Genomic DNA, 11,794 nt, shown 5'->3' with positions numbered 1-11,794 from the left:
TCATAATGACTTGGCACACACGCCAAGGTTTCACGGTATTGACTCAACCTAGCCGCAAAAATTACTTGAGCAGCAAGGCGCCTTCAATCGGCACGTATTTGCTGGCAGCGCGCATCAGTGCTTGAGCGGTAAGTTCCGGCACGCCGTAAGCGACTGCCTCAACACCATAACTGGCGCGGATTTTATCCAGCAAGATCGCGAAGTCGCCGTCGCCCGAGGCCAGCACAACCTCATCAACACGTGGCGCTGCATCCATAATGTCGATGGTGATGCCCACATCCCAATCGCCCTTGGCCGAACCATCGCTACGCTGGATATACGGCTTGAGCTTTACGGTAAAGCCAAGGTTGCGCAATATCTGCTGGAATTGCTGCTGTTTCGGGTCACCACGGTCGATTGCATAGGCGTAGGCCTCGACAATCTCGCCATTCTGACTGACCTGTTCCCACAGCGCAGAATAGTTAAAGTGGCAACCATAGCCTTGGCGGACGGTGTAATAGAGGTTTTGTACGTCGGCGAATAGGGCAATTTTTTTCACCGGATTTCCTCGGGTGGCGGCTGATGGGCAACAGCATGCAAGATGAGAAGCAGTATGCCAGCCTCACAGACATACCGCAGAAAAAAGGCCGCTGAACCGATAAAGTCACTGGCAAACCGACACTTCGTTTGCCTGCTACTGACAGCCAGGCACAACCTATAGATCAAAGGTGAACCATGCCCGCAGTTGCCCAATTTGACTCACCCATCGCTCTGCTGACCATCGACATGCAGCAAGGTATTCAGCGCGTCAGCCTGCCGCGTAATAACCCCGGTGCCGAGCAACAGATCGCAGCGTTGCAGCAGCATTGGCGCGCTGCCGGTTGGCCGCTTGTGCATATCCGCCATATTTCCAGACAGGCTGACTCAGTATTTGCTCCGGGCCAGAGCGGTGCGCTGTTTCAACCCGCGCTTGAGCCGTTAGCCGATGAGTACGTACTGGAGAAGAATGTCACAGACGCCTTCTGTCACTCAGCGCTTGAGCGTTGGCTGCATATGCGAGGAATCGAGCAGGTGGTGATTGTTGGCGTGGCCAGCGAGAACTCGGTCGAAGCCACAGCGCGCAGCGCAAGCAATCTGGGCTTCAAGACGGTGGTGGTCAATGATGCCTGCTACACCTTCGACAAGATCGACTTTGCCGGCAACTCGCGTAGCGCCGATGATGTCCATAACATGGCGATGGCTAATCTTCGCGATGAGTACGCCGAGGTTGTCAGCTGCACTGAACTGCGTAAACGGTTGGCAAACCAGTCTTGAGTCATACAGGGTTACAGGTTGAGTCGCTGCCGCGAGCACGTCGTGCTTGGGGAGCCTCTGCCAGATCGGCTAAAGTGACGACCTGTTTAACTGCTGCCCCATCAATACGTGATCAAGCCCCCAATGAATATCACTGCGATCCTGCGCGACTCCTGGTTCTTCTTTAGTACTAACCTGCTGAGCATCGCCAAACTGTGCCTTCCGCTGATCATTCTCGAATCAGTTATCCATCAATGGATCAGCAGTATCGCTGGACCAGAAAACGAGATGGTCTACGGCATCATGCTCGGCTTGGTGTTTTACCCGCTGTATACCGGGGCGTTGATTTTGTTTCTCGATGCGCGCAGTCGCAATGAGTCGCCACAGATACGTAACTTGATCGCCACCAGCCTGCACATGTGGCCCGCTTTCGCCCTGCTGACCGCAATCAGCACACTGGTCATTGCGCTTGGCGCTTCGCTGTTCATCATTCCGGGCTTGTGGTTCATGATCAAGCTGGCGTTTGCCGAGTACTTGCTGGTTTTACGCGGCCTCTCCCCGATCAAGGCCCTGCATGAGAGCTTCGAGATGACGCGCGGCTATTTCTGGCCAATTGCCGGTTGTGTACTTATCGTAATGGTACCGCTGTGGCTGCTTAGCGGCTGGCTGCAAGCCACTCAAGGCACGGATGCAGGCGGGCTGTTTGAGGTATTACTCAATAGCACAGACAACTTCTTGCAGCTATTTGCCAGCGTCGTGTTGTTTCGCATATTCATGCTGCATAAACAGCAACCCGCCGAAGGCTAATCCGCAACAGGCGACAAGCGCGCACGATACTCAGGCAGGCTCGATTTCGCGAGGCCATAATGTTCTGCGCGCCGCTCTATCCAGCCGTCCGCACGTAGTTGGCGCAGTACTTCACTGATGTGTTTTATCGCTGCAGCATGATCGCCTTCACGACTAAACCCCAGATACAGGCCGGTATAACTATCGGGCTGATAGGCCGCCTTGGCGATGCGTTTGGCTCTCTTCGGGTTGCGCAACTCATAGTCAACCTGACAATCAGTGCCGACGAATGCCTGGATACGGCCACGGACCAACATTCCCAGCAGTTGCGACTCACTAGGCACGGCGACTTTTTTCAGGGTTTTATCGCTATCAAAGGGTTCGAAGTAAGCTGAGTCGAGCACATAACCGATACGCAAATCCGCGAACTGCTGATAACTGGTCAGCAATGGCGCAGTCTCAGGCGCCACGTAAACTCGTGGCGCACAGGCGTAATAAGCCGGTTCTAAATAATTGATGTGCTGCTCACGCGCCGGGGTTTTCGCCAGCCCGATCATCATATCCGCCCGCCCGGACTTCAACGCTGCCAGCCCTCGTGCCCAAGGTGCCCGCTCGACGACCAATTGGTAACCGCTGCGCTGCTCAATTTCATGCAGCAAATCAATATCCAGCCCATGCAGTTCGCCGTTGGCGTCGAGCATGCGAAACGGCGGCCAGACATCGGTCATCACTTTAAGGGTTAATGAGTCCGCCACCACCTGAAAGCTCGACAACATGACGACCAACAGCAAAGCAGCCCTCACTAGCGCGTCCCCGACCGCTGAGGTTTAAGACCAGAAAGACGAGGCAACAACACTCGTTCGAATAACCGCGGGAAGAACCTCGCCAACAGCCGCGCACGCCAGTTGACGTTGGATAAGACCAATAGACGTTTACGCTTTAACGCACCTTGATAGATCGCTTCGGCAACGTCCTGTGCGGAGGCAACCTTACCAATCGCCAGTGGCGGCTGTGGTGCAACAGAGCCATCGCCAACCAGCGCATTTTTGCGCAGATCTGTGGCGGTAAAACCGGGGCAAACCAGCATCACATTGACGCCAGAACCCTTGAGTTCGGAGCGCAATGTCTCGAATAACCCATGCAAGGCATGCTTGCTGGCGTTGTAGGCACTGCGGTAAAGCAAAGGCGCAAAACCGGACAACGAGCTGAGTACTATAATCTGACCGCTGCGTGCAATCAGGCTCGGTAACGCAGCTCTGGTGCAGTGAACCGCGCCAAAATAGTTGACCGCCATGACCCGTTGAAACACTCCAAGCTCGGTATCAGCAAAGTTGCTGCGATGGGTAATACCGGCGTTATTGACCAGCACATCGATACCGCCAAAGCGCTCGACCGCAAGTGCCACTGCCTGCTCGACCGCTTTGGCGTCTGCAACATCGCAACACACGCCCAGCGCTTCAGCGTTGTGATGATCTTCAAGGTGCTGAACAAGGCTGTCGAGTGACTCCTGCTGCAAGTCAAGAATCACCAATCGCGCACCACCTTGCGCAGCGCGCACGGCTAACGCACGGCCAATGCCAGCGCAGCCGCCAGTAATCAGCACGACTTTGCGATCAAACACTTTGCTGGCGAATACTTTGCGGTGCATAAACACCCTTAATAATTGTGGTGTTAACCGGACTAAAACGCGTTAACCATGACGCGGCAACCCAAAAGCACTCAATGTGCAACCATTGCTGATGCTATTCAGAGAGCTGAACTTGCAATTAATTACGTTCACAGGCCAACAGCTGAATATTAGCGCAAAGACATTATTCAATCAGTGTACGCCTTCAAACATTGCCCACTCCTTGCAGTGCGCTGATAGGCTTGATCACCTACTGTGCACTTATGCTGGAGCCGGCGAAGGCTTCAAATACCATTCACCTCTACCCTGCTGCGGAGGCATTCCACCATGACTCTTCCAACCCAAATGACCCAGATCGAGATCACCGAACCCGGTGGGCCTGACGTTTTACAGCCACGACAAACGTCACTGCCTACGCCAGGCGCTGGGGAAGTACTGATTCATGTACACGCCGCTGGAGTTAATCGCCCTGACGTGATTCAGCGCGCTGGCAAATACCCGATGAAACCGGGCATGAGTCCGATTCCCGGCCTGGAAATAGCCGGTGAAGTTGTTGCACTAGGCTCTGGCGTGACTGACTTCAAGGTTGGTGACAAAGTCTGTGCGCTGACCAATGGCGGTGGCTATGCGCAATACTGCGTCGCCCCGGCCGGGCAAACCTTGCCCATTCCTGATGGGCTGGATTGGGTACACGCGGCGGCGATTCCAGAGACGTTCTTTACCGTCTGGGCCAACGTATTCGGCATCGGCAGGGCAAGCAAAGGCCAGCGCGTGCTGATTCATGGCGGCACCAGCGGTATTGGCACCACCGCGTTGATGCTCTGCCGCGAGTTTGGCATCGAAGCCTTCGCCACAGCAGGCAGTGAGGAGAAGTGCGCGGCAATTCGCGAGCTCGGCGCTGAGCCGATCAACTACCGCGAGCAAGACTTCGCTCAAGTGATCATGCAAAAGACCGCTGACAAAGGCGTCGACGTGATCCTCGACATCATGGGCGGCTCTTACTTCAACAGTAATATCAGCGCACTGGCGATGGACGGCCGCTTGGTCATGATTGGCTTCCTCGGCGGCGCCAAAGCCCAGGACGCGAATCTGATGGCGATTCTGGGCAAGCGGGCGATCGTCACCGGCTCACTGCTGCGCCCGCGCACTGACGCTGAAAAAGCCGCAATCGCACAACAGTTGAGCGAACAGGTGTGGCCCGCGCTTGCCGCCGGACGCTGCACGCCGATCATCGATAAGGTTTACCCTTTCACCGAAGTGGCGCAGGCACATAAGCGCATGGAAGGCGGCGAGCACATTGGCAAGATTGTCCTGACGATGAACTGAACAAGCAACGCCGCGTCTGCCCGCTTGGCAAGCGGCGGGCAGCACAGTGGTTATTCAGAACAGCAGAGGTCTACTCACTCGGCTGCTTGATCAATGACGCATTGCCTGACCAATGCCGGAGCAGTGTGTCGATGAATTTTTCCGCCGCAGGCGAGAGCGAAGAGCCATGCTTGCGTACCAAACCCAGCGTACGGCTGATCACCGGATCAACCAACGGGCGTTGGACCAATATCGGGTGATCTTCGGCAGGCATCGCTAAACTGGGCAGCGCCGAAACACCGAGCCCGGCTTCGACCATGCCCAACGAAGTGGACAAATGCTGCACCTCATAAAACCAGCTCGGGCGCCAATCCAGATTCGCCAGACCATGATCCAGAAGCACGCGGTTTCCGCTCATACGCCCAACGCCAATAAGACGGTAATCACTCAGCTCGCGCCACGCTACCTGTTCTTGTTTCGCCAGAGGATGATCGCGCCTGCAAGCCAGCACAAAAGGTTCGTTGACCAGCGGCGTAAAATCAATTTCGGCACTCTGGCCGCTGAGCATACTGATCCCAAAATCCGCCTCGCCGCGCAATACAGCTTCCAGCCCCTCATGCGCACTATGGTCGAGAATACGAATGCGGACTTTAGGGTATTGCTGGTTAAATTCACGGATAACAATCGGCAAGAAATAAAAGGCAGCGGTGGGGATGCAAGCCAAGGTTACTTGCCCTGATTGACGCTCGGCTAACTCCTGAATACCCAGAATCGAGCGTTCAAAATCGTCCAGCAAGCGCTGGGCTTTTGGCAGGAAGTCACGCCCTACAGCAGTCAGGCTCACCCGCCTTGTCGTGCGGTCAAGCAACTGAATACCTAACCCTTCCTCCAGCTTCTGCATGCGTCTTGTTAGTGCAGGTTGCGATAGATGTATCGCATCAGCCGCCTCGTGAAAGCTTCCGTGCTCAGCAATTTTGACGAAAGCACGTATGTCTTGCAGTTCGTAATTCATGCGCAATGCCTATTAATCAGAAAACTTTATTGCACCGAAAACATTTGAAGCCGGTGAAGCCGCTCATTTTTGGCAAATCGCCATGTGCTGAGTAAATTCCAACTCACACATTAATGCACGAAACAAAACAATTCTTCAAATATATGCAATTTACAAATCAAAGCAAATTGGCAATATCTGTGTAACGCAACAATAACGATATTTCATGCATCGGAGACATCATGCAAGCCATTCCTTGCGTTTTAATGCGCGGTGGGACATCGAGAGGTCCAGTATTTCTGGCGAACCATCTGCCCAGCGATCCGGCGCTACGCGACGAGCTTCTGATCAAGATCATGGGCTCGGGTCACGAGCTTGAAATTGATGGCATTGGCGGTGGCAGTGCACAAACCAGCAAGGTTGCAATAGTCAGTACCTCACCGCACCCGGATGCTGATGTCGACTATCTGTTTGTGCAGGTTCTGGTTAACCAGCGGCGCGTCGATACCGCCCCAAATTGCGGCAACATGCTATGCGCCATTGGGCCATTCGCCATTGAGCACGGATTAGTCAATGCAAAATCTCCAGTAACCCGGGTGCGCATTCGCAATCTCAACACCCACACATTTGTCGACTCCGAGGTCATGACCCCAAAGGGCAAAGTCCGCTACGACGGGGCAACCTGTATTGACGGCGTTCCCGGCAGTGCTGCGCCAATCAAACTGACCTTTCTCAATGCTGCCGGGGCAAAGACCGGAAGCCTATTACCAACCGGCAATGTGCGAGATGTATTTGATGGCGTCTCAGCGACCTGCATCGATATGGCTATGCCAATGGTCGTGGTCCACGCCCATGAACTGGGTAAAACCGGTTACGAGAGCCCAACCGAGCTAGACGCTGACCTCATATTTATGGCCCGCCTGGAAAAAATTCGCCTGCAAGCAGGGCTCGCGATGGGTCTTGGCGATGTTTCCAACATGGTGATCCCCAAGCCGGTGTTGCTATCTGCTGCCAGAAACGGCGGCTCGCTCAACACGCGTTATTTCATGCCACACAACTGCCATCGCTCGCTTGCTGCGACAGGTGCAATTGGCTTGGCTAGTGCCTGCGCGGTACCGGGCAGCGTAGCCCACGAAATATTCCCGGTTGATGGCCCAGCCCTGATTCGTCTGGAACATGCTGGAGGTCAGATTGAGGTCACACTTGAGCCTGCTGAAGACCAAAGGCCCGAGGCAATGCGTGCATCGCTGGTACGCACAGCACGGCGGTTATTTACCGGCGATGTGTATGTGCCCTCAATTTCACGCTAACCAACAGAAATAGCATTCGACCACAGACGCTTTACCGCCTGGTACAGGCCACCAAGAGCGAATGTGGACTACACCACCCGAGTAAAAAAATATCGGAGTCCGTGTTTATGTGCACCCATAAAAATAATTACATGCTCTGCCCGGTCGCCATCTTGAGCGCAGGCTTGTCACTGCCCGCACTTGCAGCGGCTGCAGACGGGCAAACACTCGAACTGAAAACCCGGGCAATCTACTTTGATCGTGATTATGAGCTTGATCGCAATGACCGCAATCAAGGCGGCCTGGGCTTACAGCTAAATTATGAGTCGGCCTACCTCGCCGATATGCTTGGTGTCGGCTTGTCTGGCTACAGCGTGACCAAGCTGGAGGCGTCGGGCCGCAATAGTTCTGATGTTTTATCTGTCGATAACGACGGCGATTTCGAGGACTCATTCGGCAAGCTTGGCCAAGCCTTTTTGAAGCTGAAGTATCAAGGCATCGCCTCTGGGAAAATTGGCCGCCAACTACATAAAAGCTTGCTGCTTTCCAGTTCAAACAGCCGTGCAATCCCAAATACATTTTCGGGTGCCAGCTTCGACCTGAATCCATTCAACGGGCTCACCCTTTACGGCGCATGGTATGACCAATGGTCATCGCGCTTTGACAGTTCATTTGTTGAGTTCAAAACCGACACCAGCTCAAAAGGTGCAATTAATGCGCTGGAAAACTACGGAGCCAGCTATCTCAACGGCCCATTTAATCTGAATGTCGAGTACTTGCGAGCCCAGGACTTCCTGAACAAAACAGGGGTGGTTGCCAGTTATAGGTTCACGCTACCGAACGCTTCAAACCTAAAGCTTACGGCAGGCATGCACACCTCCAACGATGACGGAAAGCTGTTCGTCACCGGTGCCGAAAGTGCTGAATATGATGATGAGGACGAAGCAGGCGCCGTGGTCGGACAAACACGCAGCCATAACGATGGCAAAGGTGTTTATCTTGCCGCCGACTGGGTGTTTTCAAATGTTGAGCTTGGCGGTGCAATCGCAAAATTCAGCGATGCCTGGATTGAAGACAACTACGCCGGTGACCACGGCACCAACCCATTTCCTACCGGAGGCGTACTAGCTGACTTTTCCAACCGTGACGAGAAAGTCTGGATGCTTAAAGCCGGTTACAAATGGGACCAGCTAGCAAAGGGCTTGAAGACTGTTGTCAGCTACAAAAGCGGCTCAGGTGCGCGTAACAGCGCCAATACTTCACTTGGCAAAGCCGATGAAAGCGAATTGGCATTCGATTTGAACTATCAAATTCCAGCCGTTAAAGGCTTGGTGTTCCGCTATATCTTCCTGGATTACAACTCGGATAAAACCGGCCGCCTCGACGGCGTTAAGGAAGATCAAACCGACAATCGGCTTTATCTCGATTACACCTTCAGTTTTCTCTGAATTACCTGATGACTCACCCATCCATCCTGCAAATAAATCCAATAACAGGAAACACTATGAAGATCTCTCTACTGAAAAAAATCCTGCCCTTGGCCTGCGCACTGACAATTTCAGCAGTGCAAGCAAACGCTGGCCAACCACATCGCCCAGAGTGCATTGCTCCAAGTAAACCAGGCGGTGGCTTTGACATGACCTGCAAGCTCGCTCAAGCAGGCTTCAAAGATGAAAAGTTGCTTGATGCCCCCATGCGGGTGACCTACATGCCTGGCGGTATCGGCGCTGTCGCTTATAACGCCATTGCAGCTAATCGCCGCAATGAACCAGGCACCATAGTTGCCTTCTCGGGAGCCTCACTGCTTAACCTTGCATTGGGTAAATACGGTCGTTATGACGAAACTGCCGTGCAGTGGTTAACGACTGTAGGAACTGATTACGGCACTTTGGCGGTGCGTGACGATTCGCCATTCAAAACCCTTGATGACGTCATTCAGGCACTGAAAAAAGATCCCAAAAGCGTCACTGTTGGCGGTGGTGGCAGTATCGGCGGCCAAGGCTGGGCGAAGATCGCGCTGTTGGCCAAGGCAGCAGGTGTGGATCCACGACAACTGCGCTACGCCGCATTTGAAGGTGGCTCAGAACACTACATGGCGTTAATGGGCAAACACGTTGATCTGGTTACCGGCAGTGCCAGCGAAATCCGTGCCCAGCGCGGTAATCACATCCGCGCCCTGGCGGTCTACAGCGAAGAACGCCTGCCTGGCGATCTGTCTGACGTGCCAACGGCTAAAGAACAAGGCTACGACATTCAATGGCCACTTATTCGCGGCTATTACGTTGGCCCAGAAGTGAAAGGTGAAGAGCTGGCCTTCTGGAAGACCACCTTTGCCAAGCTCACCAGCTCTGCAGAATTTCAACAGTACTTGCTCGACCGCGACGTGATCCCATTGACGGTCACCGGCCCAGAGCTTCAAGCCCTGGTGAAGAAGCAAATTGATAACTATCGACAGCTTGGCGCGGAGTTTGGCCTCGTCACTAAGTAGATCAATCCACAGGGCAGACTTGCTGGAAAGCAGCCTGCTCGGGAGCAAGATTATGCAAGATCGTATTTTTGCAGGTAGCAGCCTTTTGATCTGCGCCGGGCTGGCAATCATGGCTTGGGGGTATCAGGCGCCATTTTCATATGAACCTGTCGGCGCACGTGCATTCCCCCTGTTATTGCTTGCGTTGCTGATTGTCAGCACGCTTTATCAAGTGCTTAAACCCTCGGCAAACCCTGCCAAGTCGGATGAGCCGAGCCTCGACCGTCATGTCATCAAAAAAATCGCACTGTGCGTCCTGATCATGACGGTTTATGCAGGGCTGTTTGAGGTACTCGGTTTTATCGCCAGCAGCATGTTGTTTGCCATCGCTATTGGTTACTTGTACGGCGCTAGCAAACTGCATGGGTTGATCAGCGGTGTATTGATCGCTGTCGGGCTTTACCTGTTATTTGACTACGGCCTTGATGTGCCTCTGCCGCTCGGCATATTCGCGCAAGTCGGGAGCTAAACCATGGAAAATACCTTGCACTACCTCGAACTGGGTTTTGGGGTTGCACTTAGCCCTTTCAATCTGGCGACTGCATTCTGTGGAACCCTGATCGGCACCGTGGTCGGTCTGCTGCCGGGTTTGGGCCCGGTCAATGGTGTGGCGCTGCTGATTCCGATTGCATTTGCTTTGGGCTTGCCTCCGGAAACCGCGCTGATTCTTCTGGCTGCTGTCTATTTGGGTTGTGAGTACGGCGGCCGGATATCATCAATCCTGCTGAATATTCCAGGGGAAGCATCTGCCGTAATGACCACTCTGGATGGCTACCCGCTTGCCCAACAAGGCAAAGCCGGCATTGCCCTTTCTCTGTCCGCTTGGAGCTCATTCATTGGCGGTACTATCGCAACGATTGGCGTGGTCTTGTTTGCGCCATTTCTAGCCAAGTGGGCAGTTGCATTTGGGCCGGCTGAATATTTCGTGCTGATGGTCTTTGCCATTACCTGCCTAGCCGGGATGGCTGATAACAAACCTCTTAAAACCGCCACTGCTGCACTGATAGGCTTACTGCTTTCCTGCGTTGGTATTGATGCCAATAGTGGCGTCTACCGCTTCACTTTCGGCACCTTGGGCCTGGCGGACGGCATCCAGTTTATCGTGCTGGTTCTCGGTCTATTCAGTGTCAGTGAAATACTGGTTTTACTTGAACGCACCCATCATGGACACAAAGCAGCCAAAGCGACCGGGCGCATGCTCTTCAACCTGAAGGAAGGCAGCTTTGTCATTGCCACCAATTTGCGCAGCGGCATCATCGGCTTTGTATTGGGCGTGTTGCCTGGCGCAGGAGCCACGCTCGCCAGCGCAGTTGCTTATATGTCGGAAAAGCGTCTAGCAGGAAAGGACAGCAAATTCGGGCAAGGTGATCTACGCGGGTTGGCCGCGCCAGAAACAGCCAATAGTGGCGCGGCATGTGGCTCGATGGTTCCTATGCTGACTCTGGGCGTACCGGGCTCTGGGACTACAGCCGTGATGCTGGGTGCGCTTACGCTATACAACATAACGCCTGGGCCAATGCTGTTCCAGAATCAGCCAGAAATTGTCTGGGGATTGATTGCATCATTGTTTATCGCCAACGTCATGTTGCTGGTGATGAATGTTCCCATGGTGCGAATCTTCACGCGCATTCTCGCCGTACCGACTTGGGCATTGGTGCCCGCGATAGCCATCATTACCTCGATCGGTGTTTACGCGGTACACGCCTCCAGTTTCGATCTTTACCTGATGATTGGGATTGGCGTGTGTGGCTACATCTTGCGTAAGCTGGATTATTCGCTCTCGGCTGTGCTGCTCGGTTTCATCCTGGGCGGCGTGATGGAAGACAACTTGCGCCGGGCACTGTCATTATCCAATGGCGAACTGAGCATCCTCTGGGATAGCCCAATAACCATCGGGGCATGGGTGCTGGTCGCAATCATGGTCGTGCTGCCAATACGCAGAGCCCTGCGCTCACGCAAACAGGCCCGACTAACAACCGTCAGCTCATAGATATAAG

At 53.9% G+C, this 11,794-nt stretch carries 12 protein-coding genes; 8 read left to right on the top strand and 4 right to left on the bottom strand.

Translation table 11 applies throughout. The features are described 5' to 3' along the window. Positions 1-61: 61 nt before the first annotated feature. Entirely contained in the window at positions 62-538 is a 477-nt protein-coding gene (locus ACN0UH_RS10790; RefSeq protein ID WP_417662037.1) for an NYN domain-containing protein, read from the bottom strand. Positions 539-714: 176 nt separating this feature from the next. Between ACN0UH_RS10790 and ACN0UH_RS10785 the strand changes: the two genes are divergently transcribed. Together ACN0UH_RS10785 and ACN0UH_RS10780 are read left to right on the top strand one after the other, a co-directional pair. After that, on the top strand, positions 715-1,293 hold the full coding sequence (locus tag ACN0UH_RS10785) for a cysteine hydrolase family protein (RefSeq protein ID WP_417662036.1): 579 nt from the start codon (positions 715-717) through the stop codon (positions 1,291-1,293). Between the two features lie 123 nt (positions 1,294-1,416). Then, positions 1,417-2,079, top strand: coding sequence for a YciC family protein (locus tag ACN0UH_RS10780; protein ID WP_417662035.1), 663 nt, complete (start codon positions 1,417-1,419; stop codon positions 2,077-2,079). Here the strand turns inward: ACN0UH_RS10780 and ACN0UH_RS10775 are convergent. Next, positions 2,076-2,861, bottom strand: a complete 786-nt coding sequence (locus ACN0UH_RS10775) for a substrate-binding periplasmic protein (protein WP_417662034.1) — start codon at positions 2,859-2,861, stop codon at positions 2,076-2,078. The two genes, ACN0UH_RS10780 and ACN0UH_RS10775, sit on opposite strands and share 4 nt — an antisense overlap. Then, positions 2,861-3,706, bottom strand: coding sequence for an SDR family oxidoreductase (locus ACN0UH_RS10770; protein ID WP_417662033.1), 846 nt, complete (start codon positions 3,704-3,706; stop codon positions 2,861-2,863). The genes ACN0UH_RS10775 and ACN0UH_RS10770 overlap by 1 nt, the downstream gene beginning before the upstream one ends. A gap of 306 nt (positions 3,707-4,012) precedes the next feature. Between ACN0UH_RS10770 and ACN0UH_RS10765 the strand changes: the two genes are divergently transcribed. Next, positions 4,013-5,011: an NAD(P)H-quinone oxidoreductase gene (locus tag ACN0UH_RS10765; protein WP_417662032.1), complete on the top strand. Its 999-nt coding sequence runs from the start codon at positions 4,013-4,015 to the stop codon at positions 5,009-5,011. A gap of 70 nt (positions 5,012-5,081) precedes the next feature. Here the strand turns inward: ACN0UH_RS10765 and ACN0UH_RS10760 are convergent, their stop codons facing one another. Further along, complete coding sequence (locus tag ACN0UH_RS10760) at positions 5,082-6,002, bottom strand: LysR family transcriptional regulator (protein WP_417662031.1); 921 nt, start codon at positions 6,000-6,002, stop codon at positions 5,082-5,084. A gap of 221 nt (positions 6,003-6,223) precedes the next feature. Here ACN0UH_RS10760 and ACN0UH_RS10755 point away from each other — a divergent pair, with 221 nt between their 5' ends. The 5 genes from ACN0UH_RS10755 (at position 6,224) to ACN0UH_RS10735 (ending at position 11,787) form a co-directional block, all read left to right on the top strand. After that, positions 6,224-7,291, top strand: coding sequence for a 4-oxalomesaconate tautomerase (locus tag ACN0UH_RS10755; protein ID WP_417662030.1), 1,068 nt, complete (start codon positions 6,224-6,226; stop codon positions 7,289-7,291). A gap of 107 nt (positions 7,292-7,398) precedes the next feature. Further along, on the top strand, positions 7,399-8,718 hold the full coding sequence (locus tag ACN0UH_RS10750) for an OprD family outer membrane porin (RefSeq protein ID WP_417662029.1): 1,320 nt from the start codon (positions 7,399-7,401) through the stop codon (positions 8,716-8,718). 56 nt (positions 8,719-8,774) lie between these two features. Further along, positions 8,775-9,758, top strand: coding sequence for a Bug family tripartite tricarboxylate transporter substrate binding protein (locus ACN0UH_RS10745; protein WP_417662028.1), 984 nt, complete (start codon positions 8,775-8,777; stop codon positions 9,756-9,758). Between the two features lie 49 nt (positions 9,759-9,807). Further along, entirely contained in the window at positions 9,808-10,266 is a 459-nt protein-coding gene (locus ACN0UH_RS10740) for a tripartite tricarboxylate transporter TctB family protein (protein WP_417662133.1), read from the top strand. Positions 10,267-10,269: 3 nt separating this feature from the next. Then, positions 10,270-11,787 (top strand): tripartite tricarboxylate transporter permease, encoded by a 1,518-nt coding sequence (locus tag ACN0UH_RS10735; RefSeq protein ID WP_417662027.1) that lies wholly within the window; start codon positions 10,270-10,272, stop codon positions 11,785-11,787. Positions 11,788-11,794 lie beyond the last annotated feature (7 nt).

The organism is Pseudomonas sp. (genome assembly GCF_048265905.1).
GTDB lineage: Bacteria > Pseudomonadota > Gammaproteobacteria > Pseudomonadales > Pseudomonadaceae > Aquipseudomonas.
This window is presented reverse-complemented; position numbering and strand designations above follow the sequence as displayed.